The following is a 17,730-nucleotide window of genomic DNA, read 5'->3' as shown; positions in this document are numbered from 1 at the left end:
GGACTGGCATACGAAGGAGGGCGAGAACGATGTTGAGCATGCTCGTTGTGGATGATGAGATTTATGCACTGAAGGGAATCGCGCAAGGTATCGACTGGAGTGATTTACCGATCCAATCTGTCTGGGAGGCCGAGGATGTGTCTCAAGCGATCCGGGTGCTGGAGGAGCATCCCGTAGATCTGGTGATTTCCGATATCGAAATGCCAGGCATGAATGGGCTCGAGCTTCTCCGCTGGATTCGGGATCACAAGCCGCAGACACTGACGATATTCCTCACGGGGCATGCGAGGTTCGATTATGCGCAGGAGGCCATGCATAATGGCTGCTTTGACTACATCTTGAAACCGGTCGATCATGATGATTTGAAGTCGATCGTTAAACGCGCGATCACCGAGATCGGGATGCGTAGAGAGCGGCTGCAAATCGAAGAGTTGGTGGATGCGAACCGCAGACAATGGACGAGCCAGCTTCCGATCCTGGTAGAGCGGTTCTGGCAGGAGGTTCTATCAGGCCGCGTGAGATTGTCTCCGGAACGACTCCATCGTCAATTGGAATCCTACAATATACCGCTGTCAGCGAGCAGCAAGGTTCTTCCTATTCTGCTTAGTATCGAGCAATGGGACATTGAACTGGATGCGCGAGATGAGAGCATCATGGAATATGCGCTGCGCAAGTCTGCTGCAGAGATCATTCTGGAGAGCTTGCCAGGCACGGTGCTGCAGGATCGAAATGAGCTCAATGTGGCGCTGCTTTATCTGAATGGCAGCGATATCGCCGATCGGGAAGTATTACTTAGAAGATGCGCCGAATACGTGCAAGCTTGCCAGGAATATTTCCACTGCAGAGTCTCCTGTTATGTGGGGGAGCCGTCCGCTATCGCTGAACTAACCCGCTCACTCGAACGTTTGCAGCAATTGGAACGAGCCAATGTATCTGCGCCGCAGTCCGTACAGGATGCGACAGCAATGGGATATGAAGCAGGCGGTATGGATACGGGCATACCTATTCCTTCTTTTACAGATTGGGGAGCACTCCTCGATCATGGCGGACATGAACAACTCGTCATCCAGTTGGAAGATACGTTAAAGCGCTGGCAGGTTGAGCAAGCAAGCCGTGAAGCACTTGAGCTGTTTCACTATGGCTTCCTGAATATGCTGTATCGCGCGGCTTATAGCAAAGGCTTCTCGATCTACGATGTGTTTACTGCTGCTGAGTTGAAAGAAATCCAAGCTGCCCGTAATTCGCTCCAGCTGATGGTTTTGGCGGGGAGGATGGTAACCAAGATAGGACAAGCCCTTGAGAGACGACCACGAGATGCGTCTGCCGTCATTGCGAAGGTGAAGTCATTCATTCAGGACCATGTTCATACCGAATTGACGCGTGACGACATCGCTGCGCATGTCTATCGCAATCCGGCGTATTTATCACGCTTATTTCGCAAAGAAACAGGACTCTCCTTGTCGGACTACATGACGGAACTGCGCATCGAACGCGCGAAACGTTTCCTGATCGAAACGAACGATAAAGTAAGCAACATTGCAGAGGAAGTCGGTTATGTCCATTTTTCTTATTTTGCCAAGTTATTCAAGAAGATGACCGGATTATCCCCCCAAGAGTATCGCAAGAAGCATCAAAACCTCCGCTAAAATAGTACCGTGTACTTCATTCCCCAATGTCACTAGAGTGCTATGTGCGTCACCTCAGTAGATAGATGGAGTCGGTTCCCAGCCTTTACAATGAATGTACAAGAGAACGAAAGGATGGTTATGGGGATGACTCCTTCAACGGAAGCCGCGGAAGTCGTAGCGAAGGCGAAGGCGCCTAAAACACGAACCAAGCAAAATGTTGGCTACTGGACGAAGTACGGAGCTTTCTATATCATGATGGCTCCTGCGCTTATCGTGTTGTTAATGAACAATTATCTTCCGATGATCGGCTCTTTGATCGCGTTCAAACAAATTGAGTATACGTCAACGAGTTTCATTCGAAGTTTTCTGGAGAGCAAATGGGTTGGCTTGGAAAACTTCAATTACCTGTTCAGCACAACAGACGCTTGGACCATTACCCGAAATACCATTGCCTATAACGCGGTCTTTATCGTCTTGAACCTGGTAATAGGTTTCATACTCGCACTCCTCTTCAATGCCATGCGCAACCGTCGGTTGGCGAAGATCCATCAGACGGCCATGTTCCTGCCTTACTTTCTCTCGATGGTTGTGATCTCCTATCTTGTATACGCTTTCTTGAATCCGGATATCGGCATTCTGAATAAGGTCGTGTTTCCTGCTCTTGGTATTGAGCCTATTGATTGGTACACAGAGTCAAAATGGTGGCCGATCATTCTGCCCATCATTAATACCTGGAAAGGGATCGGCTATTACGCGGTCATCTTCCTTGCGGCAATTATTGGGATCGATAACGAGTATTATGAAGCGGCAACGATCGATGGTGCGTCCAAATGGCGTCAGATCGGCAGCATCACACTCCCCTTGATACGCCCTGTCATTATTATCCTAACTTTGCTCCAGATTGGACGTATTTTCTACTCGGATTTCGGATTATTCTTCCAAGTCACTCGTAATTCAGGCATTCTCTACGACACCACACTCGTCATTGATACTTACGTGTACCAAGGATTTATTGTAAGCGGAGATATTGGCATGTCTTCTGCAGCTGGCTTGTACCAAGCGGTTGTCGGATTCGTCCTAGTGCTGCTGTCAAATCTGGTCATTCGTCGGGTCAGCAGAGACGATGCCTTGTTCTAAGGGGGACATAAACGAATGGCGACGACAGTGATGACCAAACGGAAAAAGGGCCTCCATGAAATTTCAAACCTTTCTAACTTCCTGATCAACGGTTTTTTCTGGATTTACACTTTATTATGTGTCTTGCCGCTGCTGCTCGTCTTTGCCGTTTCCTTCTCTGATGAGAATTCGGTTCTGGTAGATGGGTATAAGCTCTGGCCTGAGAAATTCAGTGTCTCGGCCTATGATTTTCTTCTCAGTGATTGGGAGAGCATCGCAAGATCGTACGGGACCTCCATCTTCGTAACACTGATCGGAACACTCATTGCGCTCATTACGATGTCGCTGTATGCCTATCCGATATCGAGGCCTGATTTCAAGCATCGTAAGGTGTTTTCCTTCATCATGTTCTTCACGCTCCTCTATAACAGTGGCCTGGTTCCCTTCTACTTGCTGTATACACAAGGGTTTCACTTGCGGGATAACGTATGGGCGCTCATGATTCCGATGTTCGTTCAGCCCTTCTTCGTACTGGTATTGCGCACCTTCTTTACGAACTCGGTTCCACCTGCGCTGCTGGAATCTGCGAAGATTGACGGCTCAGGCGAATGGCGGATTTTTGCCCAAATCGTACTGCCGCTCTCCTTGCCTGTGCTCGCGACGGTAGGCTTGTTTTGTACACTGAGCTACTGGAACGATTGGTACTTTAGCTTATTGTTCATCAATCAGGACAGCTTGTACACCATCCAGTATCGCATGTATCAGGCGCTGCTTGATATTACATTCCTAAGCGCCAACTCGTCGGCTTACTCGGCTATTCTTGCTCAGAATCCGGATTACCAGCTGCCAACGGAAACGGTGACCATGGCTATGGCGGTCGTCGGAATTGGCCCTATCGTGTTTGCCTACCCCTTCTTCCAGCGGTACTTTATCAAGGGACTGACCGTTGGCGCGATTAAGGGATAAGGAGTGGAAGCAGGCGAGAAGGCAGGTAAGCAGGCGTAGGTGAGAAGGCAGGTGAGCAGAAATACAGGGATACATGTAGGCGGTTTAATTAACTTGGCTCGTTCCGGTTCTGCCGGTTGAGTATACAGCGCACTTAATCTTATAAGGGAGGCACTACCGCATGTTCAAAGAAAAAAGCAAGCTGGGAAAAAGCATCTCTCTGATTTTGGGCGGAAGCCTTGTTTTATCCGCGTTACCGGTTGCCAGCGCCGCTGGTAGCAGCACGCTGGCTCCTTACAAGCTTACCTTGTATTATCCTGGCTCGCCTGCAAAGGATGAAGTCCAGATCGAAACAAAAATGAGCAGATATCTGACAGACAAAATCAATGCGACGATTGATCTCATCCCGATCGATTGGGGCCAATGGGACAGCAAGATGAACTTGCTGAAAGCAAGCCGCGAGCCGATGGACGTCATCTTCACGGCACAATGGAACGGCCATGCCAACGATGTAGCGAAGAAAGTGTTCCTTGCGCTTGACGATGCGAAAGGTCCGGCTGGCAATCTGCTTAGCAAATACGGCAAAGACATTACGAAGTCGCTCGATCCGGCATTCTTGGCGGGTGCTAAAGTGAACGGGCATAATTACGGTGTACCGACGAACAAAGAATTGGCAGCACAAGGCGGTGTAATCTACCGTAAGGATATTGCCAGCAAGCTCGGCTTGACCGCTCAGCTGAATGCAGTGAAAACGGTCAATGATCTTGCACCGATTCTGGCAAAGGTTAAAGCGAAAATGCCAAGCATGACGCCGCTCTTCCTGCGTGACGGCGAAACGTTCAACTCACACTATTTCATGCAGCAGGATTTCCTTGGCGATACGTCGATTGAAGGCCTGATCCGCAAAGACGGCACGAGCACGAAGGTCATTACGCGCTTCGACGATAAGAAGTACATGGACCAGTTGAAAATGACCCGCAGCTTCTATAAGAAAGGCTACATTAACAAAGATGCGTCGACGACGCAATTATCTGGGCAGGATGCCTTGAAGAAAGGCAATGTGTTCATGATCGTGGCCTCCTTGAAGCCGGGCAAAGACGCTGAAATGGCAATTGCCGCGAATCTTGCAGGCAAGCTGCAGCAGATTAACATGACGGAACGTACCGTATCGACGGGCGAAACCGCAGGTTCCATGCTGGGAATCTCCACTACTTCGAAGAACCCGGCGCGTGCGATGATGTTCATCAACCTGCTTCACTCCGATAAATACTTGAATAACCTGCTCAACTTCGGTATTCAAGGCGTGCACTACGAGAAGGTATCGGGCGAAATTATTAAACCAGGTCCGGATGCAGCGAACTACAATCCAGGCGCGACTTGGATGTTCGGTAACCAATTCTTGAACTACGTCTGGAATACGGAAGCGCCGGATAAATGGGCACAGTTCAAAAAGTTCAACAAAGGCGCGAAGTTGTCGCCGGCGCTTGGATTCACGTTTAATGCGCAGCCGGTGAAATCGCAAGTAGCCGCGCTCGTTACGGTACGCAGCAAATACATCGCCGGCCTGGAGACTGGCGCAATCGATCCTTCGAAAGCGGCCGAGTTCCAGAAGAAAGAGAAAGCGAACGGGCTCGATAAAGTGCTCAAAGAGAAGCAAAAGCAATTAAATGCCTTCCTTGCGGCAAAGAAATAGAACTACTATGAAAACCCGCTGGGCCGTCGGCCTGGCGGGTTTTTTGTAGCTCTCGACCTTCGCCCTGTCTGGGAACTGATAGCGGATATGCCGCTATCAGCCGCAAAACGAGGTCGATTGTTGTGGCGAAAGCGGATATACCGCTCTCAAGGTGGAACAATCGTCGAGAACCCAGTAAACTAGCTCGTTCTGGAAGCTGTAAGCGGATATGCCGCTATCAGCCGCAAAAAGCGTTCGAATAGTTGCATCGAAAGCGGATATGCCGCTCTCAAGGTGGAACATTCGCCGAAAACCCACTAAACTAGCTCGTTCTGGAAGCTGAGAGTACGATTTTCGAACTCTCAGCATCAATATTTTGCGTTTTTGCGTCTGAGAGTTCGAATATGAAACTCTCAGCCACAGAGGTCGGCGGAAATGAGGGAGAAGGTTAGCTGAGAGTACGATTTTCGAACACTCAGCATCAATATTTTGCGTTTTTGCGTCTGAGAGTTCGAATATGAAACTCTCAGCCACAGGCGTTGGCGGAAATGAGGGAGAAGGTTAGCTGAGAGTACGATTTTCGAACTCTCAGCATCAATATTGCGCGTTTTTGCGTCTGAGAGTTCGAATATGAAACTCTCAGCCACAGAGGTCGGCGGAAATGAGGGAGAAGGTTAGCTGAGAGTACGATTTTCGAACTCTCAGCATCAATATTGCGCGTTTTCGCGTCTGAGAGTTCGAATATGAAACTCTCAGCCACAGGCGTTGGCGGAAATGAGGGAGAAGGTTAGCTAGTACGATTTTCGAACTCTCAGCATCAATATTGCGCGTATTCGCGTCTGAGAGTTCGAATATGAAACTCTCAGTCTCAGGCGGAAATGTAGACCGCGCTCCAAAAAAAGGGCCAATGATCGGAAGCAACGCTTCCATTCATTGGCCTTTCGTTAAAATGACCGCTAAGTCGATCCAGCCGAAGCGATGCCGTTGAAGACGGCAGGGCCGATCAGGACGAGGTCGAAGAAACCGTCTCTTGCGATGAATAGCGTGTAACGAATCTGTCCGGTTAGCACATCAGCCGCAGGTGGGAAGTCGCCGGCAGTGATGCTGATTGGAAACAAAGCGCTCCAGAAGTGGATTTCAAATTGCTCACTTAGGATAGTGACTCCTGTTCCCGGAGTGCCATCGCCGCCGCGTTCGACGAAGAGAGAAACAACGGTTGGTTCCAGGGGGATCTCCAAAGTCGGCTCCACGGATGATGCAAAATCAATAACAGCTGTCCCGGTCAATGAAACGCGGACATTGTTCGTGTTTAAGGGGACTGCTGCTCCAACTTGCAAGCCGATGTCTCCGATCAAGATTGCCAAATTGTCTAATGGCTCATCTCCACCAAAGTCGTTACGATGCACGGAAATACGTGTATCCAGAAATTGATTGGGCATATAATCACCTCCATTCAATACTATCATTCTATGAAAATGCTGCAAAAATGGACTAGTCTCTGGCGCATTTATTACGTTCGCAAGTCCTATCTTTCGCGGGAACTGGGAAAGTCAGGAAGGGATTCAAACCGGATACGCAGAAGAAGAGGAAAATAACGATCAACGCTAGAAGAAGCGAAAAGGAGATTCACAATGGGTGGAGCGATTGTATTATGGTTGATCATAATGGCCGTTTTCTTCTTTATCCTGTTCTCGGTCATTCAGTCCGCACTGGATTCGTCGAAAATGGCTAAGAACATTCAGGACATAAGGGATTACTTATATGATGCGAAGAAGGAAGGCAAATCAAGCAGACACAATGCTGCTGAACTGCTTCTATCGAATCAACCGGGAGCACCTGAGGACCTTTACGAGGAATGTCCCGCCTGCGGCGAGAAGGTCATTCAGCATGAACCGGAATGTCCAAGCTGCGGCTTGAGACTGAAGGATTAGAAAGGGAGGAGAAAGCTCATGAACAAAGTATTGTTAACCGGCTTTGATCCGTTCGGTGGAGAAACGATCAATCCCGCTTGGGAGGCGGTCAGCCATTTGTGCGATAAATCATTTGAAGGGTTCGAGGTGGAGGTCAGACAAGTCCCGACGGTGTTCATCAAATCCATAGATGTACTAAGGCAGGCCATCCTGGAGGTGCAGCCGGATGTAGTCATCTGCGTCGGGCAAGCCGGCGGCCGCAGCGATATCGCCATAGAACGAGTGGCGATCAACATGAACGATGCTCGTATTCCGGATAATGAGGGAATGCAGCCGATCGATGAGCCTATTATTGAAAATGGTCCGGTAGCGTATTGGTCCTCGCTGCCGATTAAGGCAATCACCGCGCAGCTGCGCAAAGCAGGTATACCGGCCAGCGTTTCCCATACCGCGGGAACGTTTGTATGCAATCATCTCTTCTATGGTCTTCAGCATATGATTGCGACGGAGTTTCCCGCTATAAGAGGCGGCTTCATTCATATTCCTTACTTACCGATGCAAACGAATCAGAATCCTCAGATGCCTAGCATGAGCCTGGAAGATATGGTAAAAGCGATCGAAATCGCTGTAACTACAAGTGTTCAGCATGATCACGATATCATCGCTTCTGAGGGTCAGCTGCATTGACGGAATGATCAAGATTTCTATAGCAAAATCGAAAAATCGGTCGTTTTTTTATATTGTCCACGCATGCTCAAAAGCCTAGAATACAGACGAAAGGGAAAAACAACATAGCGTGAAAGAGGTGAGGCGGCCGCACGATTCGTGTTCCAAGTCGACTACCATTCGAGAGGAAGGTAACAATGTCCAAATTGACTACCCCGCCGAGCAGCAGAAGTAAGAGGTTCATCTCTACTATCGCATCCCTCACCCTATTCTCCTCACTCACCTTTGGCATGTTTGGTGCCGCCACCATTGTAAGCGCTGCCAATACGACGTATTATGTCAGCTCGTCAGGCAGTGACTCCAACAACGGCACGAGCAGCACTACCCCATGGAAAACGTTAGGCAAAGTAAACGGCACCAACTTCGGAGCCGGCGATCAGATCCTGTTCAAATCAGGCGATACATGGTCTGGCCAACTGCTCGCTCACAACTCCGGAGCTAGTGGCAATCCAATCAAGTTCGGCGCTTACGGAACGGGCAGCAAACCACTCATTAACGGCGGCGGAATCGATGCCACGCTGCTCATTAACGGCTCCAACTATGTAACGATCGACGGACTCGCGATTACGAATTACGATGGATCGACTATTTTTGACGGGGTTGAAGGCAATCGGGATGGCATTAAGCTGACGGGTTCCTCCAGCAACATTAACATCAAGAACAACGAAATTTACTACATCGAAGGGTTTAGTAATCATCAGAATGTCGGATCGCCAAGGGGGACCTCACTCGATGCTGCGGCGAACAACCAGTATGGGGTAGGTGCAATCTATCAAACTGGCACACCTTCAAACAATGTGACGATTGAGAACAACTACATCCACGACAGTACCGTCAACGGTATTCTCACTACGCAGGTCGGTAATAATCTCGTCATCCGCAACAACAGTGTCAATAATATCGGCACCGATGGTATTGAGTATTGGAACGCGACTTCGCCGCTGATTGAATACAACTCCGTTACGAACATCGGCAACAACAGCGGCGCAGCAACGAGAGGCACAGGCGTACTCGGGTATCATGGCTTGGCAGTTTGCGCGATTTGGGGGATCGTGGATACCAATCAGGTTGTACAGTACAACTACGCGGCGAACACGAACCGAATTACATGGGACGGCCAGCCTTGGGATTTCGATAATCAAACGGTCGGCGGCGTCTATCAATACAATTACAGCCGAGATAATGAAGGCGGCTTCGTGCTCGGCGGCACCTCAGGTCAAACACTCCGGTACAACATCAGCTACAACGACGGCGGCAACCAGGCATACGCTGATCAAGGATTTTTCAATGCCAACTCCGATTACTACAACAACATTTTCTATCAAACCAACGGCGCAGGCTTTAGCAAATCGAAGCTGACGAGCGGTTCCTTCAAGAATAATGTCTTCTACACCAACGCCTCGAATACAAGCTACACCAACTACCAAACAACCGGACTTACATTCAGCAATAACAGCTACGGCGGTACGCAAAATGCGCTCAATAAAGGGACGAATTCCGTCACGGGTGATCCGCTCTTCGTGAATCCGGGCAGCGCAGGTACAACGATTACGTCGGTTGATGGCTTCAAGCTGCAAGCCACTTCACCGCTTATCAATGCCGGGACCGTCATCTCGAACAATGGCGGCAAGGACTATTGGGGTAACACCCTCTATAACGGAGCGCCGGATATTGGGGCATACGAGTCACCGACGACAACGCAACCACCTACCGGAGGAGACACTCGCAGCGGAACGTGGGCACTGAAGCAGCAAAATACGGGTACGCAATCGGGAACCGGTGCTTACCAAACCGTGACCGGCGTGGCAACAAGCAGCACCTATGTGGCAAAAGCGTGGGTAAAAGGCGCTGGGCAGCACGGCAAGCTGGTTGTCTATAACAGCTCCTGGACGGTTGTCGCAGAGTCTTCGGAATATGTATCGAGCGGAACATGGACGGAAATTAGCACGCCTTCGTTCAATACGGGAACGAACACTTCCCTAATCGTGCAGTTCATTGATCTAGGCTCGGTCGCGGGAACCACTTATATCGATGATACGTTCCTCGGTATATCGGGCGGGACGAACAAGATCGTCAACGCCGGATTTGAGAGCGGCAATACAACATGGACGATGTCTAATCCATACACAATCGTACAAGGCTCTTCATCCGCTCCCGGCAATACACATGCCGGAACATGGGCGATGAAGCAGCTGAATACAGGAACGCAAGCCGGAACAGGTGCTTATCAGACCGTAACGGGCGTTGCCACCAGCAGCTCGTATGTGTTTAAAGCATGGGTAAAAGGCGCTGGACAGCATGGCAAAATCGTCGTCTACAACAGCTCGTGGACCGTGCTTGCCGAATCCTCCGAATACGTCTCCAGCGGCACGTGGACGGAAATAAGCACGCCTTCGTTTAATACGGGTACGAACACCTCCCTGATCGTGCAGTTTATTGATTTAGGCACGGTTGCCGGTACGACGTATATCGATGATGCATTCCTCGGGATTTCGGGCGGAACGAACAAAGCAGGCAATGCCGGATTTGAGAGCGGCAGCACAACATGGACGCTGTCAGGTCCGTACACGATCGTTCAGCCTTAGTACGATCGATTGGCTTGTACGATCGAATGGCTTTAGTATCAAGACATCAGAATAAGAGGCTGCCGCCAACGGCCTCTTATTCTTTACGCTTCATCTTGATGTGAATGGAGGACAACCATGTCAAAGCCCATGCGCAAACCTATACCTGCTCCTATCCCCGCATCTGCGCGGAAACCGATGCCGCCTCAACAAAGCTCCAAGAGAACGCCTATCCTGGTGGTTGCAGTCATCGTCGCGGTTGTGATTTTGGCAGCGGCAATGATCTGGAAAGTCTCTCTGGCGAATAGTGGACTTGGTCTCTATGATCCGATTGCAACGGTTAATGGCGAACCGATCGCATACGGCGAGTTGAAGCATGATCTGGAAGCCGGGCGCAGCGTGATTCATAACTATTTTCAGGATAAGTATGGTGCCGAGGACAGTGAGAACTTCTGGACGACAAATTATGGCGGGGAGGTGCCGATTGAGAAGCTGAAGAAACAGGCGCTGGAGGGAAGCATCAAACGGAAAGCACAAGAGCTGGCGGCGGTGCAATACGGACTTCTGAAAGAGACCAGCTACCTGGGAGTACTGCGTGAAATGGACGAAACGAATGCGGAGCGGCAAGAGAAGGTGAAGAAGAACGAGGTAATATACGGGCCAATCACGTATGACGAGCAGCGTTATATCGATGAGCGGTCACAAGTGCTGAGAAGAGATTTGAAAGAGAAGCTGCAAGCGGAATTTAAGCTTACCGATCAGGATGCGGAAGTCTATTACGAGCAGAACAAAGCGCTGTTTTCGCTGTATGATTCGAGGACAGTCAGAGCGATCGAGGCCCATTTTACCAATCAAGAAGAACGGGAGAAGAACGGCGAAGCCGCACTCACGAAGCTTAAGGACATCCAGAAAAGGCTCGACTCCGGTACCGACTTCGATACCATCTACAACGAGGTTGCGGCAGCAAAAGACGATATCCTTGTCGTTTCGGAATCCGTGTATGACTACAGAACACCGAGAACCGACAGCATACTCCATCCCAAATTGTTCGAAACCATTAATCGGCTTGGCAGCGGGGATGTGACCGGCATCATTGATGATGAGCCATCGGTGGGAATTTACGAATGTACCGAGTTGAAGTCGCTCGGTTATGCACCCCTTGCAGAGGTGAAAGAGCAAGTCATGAACAGCTTGATGGAGCAGCACTATGATGACTGGATGACAAACTGGCTGCAATCGGCTCAGATCGACATCAACGAAGACAATATGAAGCAGGTCACGATGAATTAATTAGGCGATTCGCCTCGTGAAGTCGGCTTTTCCATAAATAAGGTCGGTTTTACATATAGAGGAAGCGTGGACAGCCACTCTACAATGAAATCAAATACGTTTTTGAGGAGAGGTATAACGCTAGTGAACATTCGATCTGGCAAGTTAAGAAAGAGCTTCACGATGATTACGTTGTCGGCCATGCTTTTCGCGATGCTTCCTCCAATGCTGGCTCCGGTTGCATATGCAGCGGATAAAGTGGTGTACACAGAGGATTTTGAAAGCACGGCTGTTGACGGCGCTCCCTCAGGTTGGTCTCTGTCAGGCGTTGATTTAGGCAGTACGATTGGCGTAAAAGAAGGTGATTCGGGCAAAAGCTTAACACTCACGCAAGAAGGAAGCGGTGAGGAGGATCAGACGGCTTCGTATACGTTCGAAACACCGCTTACCGGAGTGATTTCGATCGACATGAAAGTGATGGCCGAGCAAGCGGGCAAGCCATCCGACTTTCTAGTATTGAAAGATAGTAACGGCGCACAACTGCTTGGGCTGTTGTTTGCTGATGATTGGGAGAACAACGGAAGCAAATTCCTCGCGGTTCGTTCAGACGGAGGATGGAATAATCTGCAGGAATACGAGGCCGGACAATGGTACGACATTCATGTATTGGTCAACCTATTGACGCAGAAATTTACGGTCACGGTGGACGGCGCAAGCGTAGAGAAGGGGACGGATGCCGCATTCTTGGCCCCGGCTTCGGACATCAAGGAGCTGCAGAGCGAAACGTACAAATGGGAAGCAGGTACGTTCCACATTGATAATGTTACCGTCAGCACACCGGAGAATTTGGCCCCGACTGCTACCGGCGTTAGCGTTAGCGTTAGCGGTACGCAGGTGCTGACAGCCTATGCAGATCCAGAGCTGGATGCCGAGGGTACTTCTACCTTCAAGTGGTATCGAGGCGCAGCAGCGGATGGAACGGATAAAACGGTGATCGAGGGAGCAGCAGCAAAGACGTATACACCGATAGCTTCGGACAGCGGAAGCTATGTATTCTTCGAGGTTACACCTGTAGCGGCTGCCGGTACGGCGCAAGGTACGCCTGTTGTAAGCGAAGGCTTCCAGGTGCCGAAACCGGATACGGAGGCTACGCTCTCTGGAGATGAGCTCACGCGTGCACTCTCCGATGGCAAGTACATTCCGGTCCAATATGCGGCTAGGCCAACGCTTGACGGTGATTTCAACAAATGGAAAAGCTTCACAGGCATTTCGTTACCGAGCAATGCTGCTCAGAACAAAGTGAAAGGCTGGGTGGACAATAAAGATGTGTCGGCCAAAGCCTATTATGCCTACAATGAAACAACCTTTTATCTGGCAGTAGATGTAACGGATGATATACACAGCCCGCTGCCGGGTGGAAGTAACTGGGATGCCGATGGCGTGCAGTTCGCGTTCGGCGAAGGTTCGTCGCGTGTCGAATATGGTGCAGCACTTGGAACGGACGGCGTGGCAGATATCCAGCGCTACTCGGATGGCTCGGCCATACTTCCGGCAAGCTCGATTCAAATGCAGTTCAGTCGAGTGGTAGATGAAGATATAGAGAGAAACGAGAATCATACCTACTATGAGTTTGCCATCCCATGGGGGGCTGTTCTCTCGGGTCCACCAGCTGCCGGCAAACAAGTTCCGTTCACGATGCTCGTTAACGATCGAGATCTGGGAGGACGTGACGGCTACCTGGAATGGACGGGAGGCATAGGCTCAGGCAAAGACGTCACGCAGTTCGGGAAGCTGGAACTGCTGCCGCAAAGTCAAACGTGGACGTCCTGGCTTTCCGGTAATACGAAGGTGATTTCAGGTGAAGCCGCACAATACACGCTCTATGCGATGAACACAGGCAATACGGAGCGTGCACTAACTCTGGATCTGCCTGCGGCAGGTATCAGCGGCCAAGCCGTTCGCATTCCGGCTCACAATCTGTATAAGAAAACCTTCACGGTAACCGTAGATAATTCCATTGATATTGCCGCCACTCTTCATGACGACAATTTAACTCAAACGCCGAAGCTAAGCATTAAAGCTTTGAAGTCGGAAGAACAAGTAAGAGCTATGTTAGCGGACATTGAAAGTGTGGTCATTCCAAGACTGAAAGCGAAGCTGGCGCAAGCAGAACAGCTGGGCATTTTAACGGATTATGAGAAAGTGAATATGGCGACGATCGAGAAGACGGTAGCCTACGGGATTGAAGATCTGGACAATGATAGTCTGGCAAGAGCGGAATATATCGCGGATACCCTTTATGCGCTGGATGCTCAGGCAGAGAGCAGCTTAGATGCTTATATTGCGGGTACGGCAGCGCCGAAAGGGCCGGTATCCCGTTATCAAACGGGCCGTACAACAATCGACGGCTACTCCATTCTCGGCAACACGACGCAAGGCGCGAACAAGCCGCTTATCTTCAGCGGATATGGGATGTTCGAGCAGGCGGTAGAGGATGTGCCGATCTTCCAGGATCTTGGCACGAACATGATCGATTTTAACGTTTATCCGCTCGAAATATTCAAGAAGCCTGGTTTGTTTGGCTGGTCTACCTATGCCGATGCTGGCAATCAAACCACATTTGCGCCTGAAAGCACAACCGCCCACAACGGAAGCAAATCGATCAAAATGGAGATCGGATCAGAGGCTGGGAGCATCGTCTTCCAGAATCCGATTTTGGAGCCGAACACGAAGTACAATATCTCAGCCTGGGTGAAGACTTCTGGAGCACCGGATGCCTACGTGTATTCCAATCATGGCGGCTGGACGACATCATCCATTCCAAATACGGAAGATTGGACATTGAAAGAATTCAGCTTCACAACCGGGGAGAATGAAACGCAATTGCAGGTCGGTGTATTCGCTCATTCTCCGGGTACGGTATGGATCGACGACTACACCCTTGTCAAAGACGGGACCGACACGAATTTGATGGTAAATAATAGTCTTGAAGAAGGGGTACAAGGCGACAACTATTACATTGTCGATGAGACGTATCTCGATAATACAGTATTGCCGGCACTGCAAAGAGCGGCCGATCATAACATTGCTGTAAACGTGGAGCTTGGTCTTCAAGGCTTCCCGGAGTGGATCTATACCGATTATCCGGATACGAAGATCCCGGATAACTATGGATTCTTGAAAGCCGACATCGAGAACCCGCGTGTGCAAGAGCTCTACAAGGCGCATGTCGACATTCTCATGAGCAAAATCAAGGATTCACCGGCGCTTCAAGCGATTAATCTCTCGAATGAGTCGGAGTATATTACGAACAACGGAACTTATAACTTAGCGAAGTGGCGTGAGTATCTGCCAACGATCTATGCCACGATTGCGGCATTGAACGCGAGCTATGGAACGGACTACGCCAGCTTCGAGGACGTACCGGTGCCGGACATGAACAGTGTGATAGGCAATGCGCTCTACTACGATTACTTAACGTACAAAACAGGGCGATTGACGGCATTCCATCAAATGCTTGCGGATGAAGTTCACAAATTCGCGCCGGACCTGCCTGTTCATGTGAAGCTGATGGGCTTCGGCGTCATGAACAACGATCTCATGCTGCGCGGAGGTAAAGATCTCGAGCAAATGGCTCAGTTCTCCGGCTATACGGGGATCGACGGCGGAGCGGAATACGGTACGGGCCCTGGCAAATTTGCCGAAGCAACGGGTATGCTCGATATGATTACGTCGATGAAGAAGCAGCCGACCTTCAACTCCGAGAACCATATCATTAGTGACGGCGAATCGAAATACGATGCGGATCTGGCCACATGGGTATCGAACTGGATTTGGGATGGCGGCCTTCACGGAACAGGCGCTTCCGTAATTTGGGTATGGCAGCGCAGCTATACGACGGATTATCTGCAAGGCAGCATCTTGAATCGTCCGGATGCCATTGCTGAGGTCGGTCATGCCTCACTAGACCTCAACCGACTGGTCAATGAAGTAACAGCATTCCAGAACGAGGAAGCGAAGGTTGGCGTGTTCTACTCCATGACGCCAAGGCTGTACAACGGTGACTACTATAGCAATCTGACGAAAGCTTACACAGGGCTGAGCTATAACGGACAGAAGGTCGGCTATGTGACGGAGAATCAAATCAATACAGGCGCAATGGGCGGACTGGATGGCTACAAGCTGCTTGTGCTGCCTGAAGTAAATAATCTCTCGGCAGAGACGCTTGCCAACATTAAGAGCTGGGAAGCAAGCGGCGGCCGTGTTGTCTTAATCGGAGACGAAAGCAATTTGATTAAAGGCGATGAGCACAACCAGCCGCTGCCAGCGGATGACCGCAATGCGGTACTCAGCAGCAGCAATACGACTAAGATCGCCGCGAATCCGAAGCTGGAGGACTTGCGCAGCAAATTCTTCGAGCTGCAGAGCGGGCTTGGTCTCTCAGATGTGATCGTCTATGACGCAGCGACGAATCAACCTGCAACTGATGTGGAATGGAGAACGGCGACACTCAGCGGCAAGAAGCTGTTAAGCATCGTCAACTACAGCAATGAGGACAAAACCGTCTATATCAAGGTTCATGGTGCGGTAGTTACACCTAAGACGGAGCTGATCGGCATGACGACACCGGCAAGCGAGGATCTTGCGCTGGCAGGCAACAGACATTTACTTTATGTGCTGTCAGAGCAGTCACCACCGCCGGCTCCGGGACCAGGCGCAGGACCAGGCTCAGGAGCGGTTACTCAAGACGAGGTGTTTAAGCTTGATGCTGCTTCGCTTAAAGCGGATGACAAGGGTCTTGTTGAAGTGAAGCTTCCTGAGGGTAAGAGCGAGGTACAGCTTCCGGGGAATGCGGTAGAGCTGCTGGACGGTAATGAGCTGGAGCTGCATGCCGGGGATGTATCCATGACGATTAGCCCGGATGTGCTGAAGCAGCTGTCAGCTGTTGTTGATGCGGACGCGCTTAAGGATGCGCATATTTCCTTGACCATCCAACCTGTATCCGAGGAAGACAGCAAAGCACTGCTTACTAGCGGAAACAACGTTTCCGGCATGTTGAAGGTTGCCGGTGAACTGGTTCGCTTCGAGCTTGCTTTGGTGACGAAAGATGGTAAATCGCATACGCTTAGCGCATTCGATACGCCTATCCAAGTTACGATTCCTTATAACGATGGCGTAGATGCTAATCTACTGGGCGTTTACTTCTACAATACAGAGACGAAGGCATGGGACTATGTTGGCGGTCAGGTTGACAAACAAGGCAAACAGATTCTTGTCGAACTGCCTCATTTCAGTACCTACGCGGTACTGGAATATAGCAAAACGTTCAGCGATGTGGCAGACAGCCACTGGGCGTTCGAAGCCATTCAGCAATTGGCGGCGAAGCATATCGTGAATGGGGTAACGGACACGAGCTTCGCGCCGAATAAGCAGGTAACAAGAGCGGAATTCGCAGGCATGCTCGTTCGTGCGATCGGTCTCAAGGCAGCAGCGGAATCAGCACCGTTCAGCGATGTGTTGGCCGATGCATGGTATGCAGAGGTTGTAGCAGCAGCCTACGATGCAGGACTTGTTAATGGCCGAACAAGCGACATGTTTGCGCCGAATGCAGCGATTTCCAGAGAAGAATTAGCCATGATGCTTGTCCGTGCATTGCAATATCTGTCTGGCGATGAACTGGTAAGCGGCGATACCGATTTGACGGATGAGGCATCTATCTCGCCTTGGGCACTAGATGCAGTAAAAGTTGCCATCCAAGAGGGCCTGATGACAGGGATTGGAGCAGGGAAATTCGCACCGGAGCTGCTGACGAAGCGGGCGGAGGCGGCGAAAGCAATCTATAATTTGCTGCTAAGTATGCAGCATTAGAATGGCGGCGTAATTGGGCTCGCCCGTCCTCT

At 50.3% G+C, this 17,730-nt stretch carries 10 protein-coding genes; 9 read left to right on the top strand and 1 reads right to left on the bottom strand.

Annotated features, from left to right (window positions below; translation table 11 throughout):
* Positions 1–29 precede the first annotated feature (29 nt).
* From AC506A_RS20230 to AC506A_RS20215, 4 genes are all read left to right on the top strand, one after another.
* Positions 30–1,646, top strand: coding sequence for a response regulator (locus AC506A_RS20230; protein ID WP_495462806.1), 1,617 nt, complete (start codon positions 30–32; stop codon positions 1,644–1,646).
* A gap of 126 nt (positions 1,647–1,772) precedes the next feature.
* On the top strand, positions 1,773–2,765 hold the full coding sequence (locus AC506A_RS20225) for an ABC transporter permease (RefSeq protein ID WP_495462805.1): 993 nt from the start codon (positions 1,773–1,775) through the stop codon (positions 2,763–2,765).
* A 15-nt stretch (positions 2,766–2,780) separates the two neighbouring features.
* Positions 2,781–3,710, top strand: a complete 930-nt coding sequence (locus AC506A_RS20220) for a carbohydrate ABC transporter permease (protein WP_495462804.1) — start codon at positions 2,781–2,783, stop codon at positions 3,708–3,710.
* A gap of 160 nt (positions 3,711–3,870) precedes the next feature.
* Positions 3,871–5,382 carry an ABC transporter substrate-binding protein gene (locus AC506A_RS20215; RefSeq protein WP_495462803.1) on the top strand — a complete coding sequence of 504 codons (1,512 nt, stop codon included), beginning with the start codon at positions 3,871–3,873 and terminating at the stop codon, positions 5,380–5,382.
* Between the two features lie 935 nt (positions 5,383–6,317).
* On the opposite strand, the gene AC506A_RS20210 is transcribed toward AC506A_RS20215, so the two are convergent.
* Positions 6,318–6,800: a hypothetical protein gene (locus AC506A_RS20210; protein WP_495462802.1), complete on the bottom strand. Its 483-nt coding sequence runs from the start codon at positions 6,798–6,800 to the stop codon at positions 6,318–6,320.
* Positions 6,801–6,992: 192 nt separating this feature from the next.
* Between AC506A_RS20210 and AC506A_RS20205 the strand changes: the two genes are divergently transcribed.
* From AC506A_RS20205 to AC506A_RS20185, 5 genes are all read left to right on the top strand, one after another.
* Positions 6,993–7,292, top strand: a complete 300-nt coding sequence (locus AC506A_RS20205) for a hypothetical protein (protein WP_495462801.1) — start codon at positions 6,993–6,995, stop codon at positions 7,290–7,292.
* 18 nt (positions 7,293–7,310) lie between these two features.
* On the top strand, positions 7,311–7,958 hold the full coding sequence (gene pcp / locus AC506A_RS20200; protein WP_495462800.1) for a pyroglutamyl-peptidase I: 648 nt from the start codon (positions 7,311–7,313) through the stop codon (positions 7,956–7,958).
* A 176-nt stretch (positions 7,959–8,134) separates the two neighbouring features.
* Complete coding sequence (locus AC506A_RS20195) at positions 8,135–10,582, top strand: beta strand repeat-containing protein (protein WP_495462799.1); 2,448 nt, start codon at positions 8,135–8,137, stop codon at positions 10,580–10,582.
* 117 nt (positions 10,583–10,699) lie between these two features.
* Complete coding sequence (locus tag AC506A_RS20190) at positions 10,700–11,851, top strand: SurA N-terminal domain-containing protein (protein WP_495462798.1); 1,152 nt, start codon at positions 10,700–10,702, stop codon at positions 11,849–11,851.
* A gap of 123 nt (positions 11,852–11,974) precedes the next feature.
* Positions 11,975–17,698 carry an S-layer homology domain-containing protein gene (locus AC506A_RS20185; RefSeq protein WP_495462797.1) on the top strand — a complete coding sequence of 1,908 codons (5,724 nt, stop codon included), beginning with the start codon at positions 11,975–11,977 and terminating at the stop codon, positions 17,696–17,698.
* Positions 17,699–17,730: the final 32 nt, after the last annotated feature.

The organism is Paenibacillus sp. N22P23 (genome assembly GCF_059383735.1).
The sequence above is the reverse complement of the archived record's forward strand: the minus strand, read 5'-3'. Positions and strand labels throughout refer to the sequence as shown.

What these genes read in the sequence shown, in the direction of transcription:
- AC506A_RS20230 (WP_495462806.1), top strand. Translation starts at nt 30, where the DNA reads ATGTTGAGCATGCTCGTTGTGGATGATGAGATTTATGCACTGAAGGGA.
- AC506A_RS20225 (WP_495462805.1), top strand. Translation starts at nt 1,773, where the DNA reads ATGACTCCTTCAACGGAAGCCGCGGAAGTCGTAGCGAAGGCGAAGGCG.
- AC506A_RS20220 (WP_495462804.1), top strand. Translation starts at nt 2,781, where the DNA reads ATGGCGACGACAGTGATGACCAAACGGAAAAAGGGCCTCCATGAAATT.
- AC506A_RS20215 (WP_495462803.1), top strand. Translation starts at nt 3,871, where the DNA reads ATGTTCAAAGAAAAAAGCAAGCTGGGAAAAAGCATCTCTCTGATTTTG.
- AC506A_RS20210 (WP_495462802.1), bottom strand. Translation starts at nt 6,800, where the DNA reads ATGCCCAATCAATTTCTGGATACACGTATTTCCGTGCATCGTAACGAC.
- AC506A_RS20205 (WP_495462801.1), top strand. Translation starts at nt 6,993, where the DNA reads ATGGGTGGAGCGATTGTATTATGGTTGATCATAATGGCCGTTTTCTTC.
- pcp (WP_495462800.1), top strand. Translation starts at nt 7,311, where the DNA reads ATGAACAAAGTATTGTTAACCGGCTTTGATCCGTTCGGTGGAGAAACG.
- AC506A_RS20195 (WP_495462799.1), top strand. Translation starts at nt 8,135, where the DNA reads ATGTCCAAATTGACTACCCCGCCGAGCAGCAGAAGTAAGAGGTTCATC.
- AC506A_RS20190 (WP_495462798.1), top strand. Translation starts at nt 10,700, where the DNA reads ATGTCAAAGCCCATGCGCAAACCTATACCTGCTCCTATCCCCGCATCT.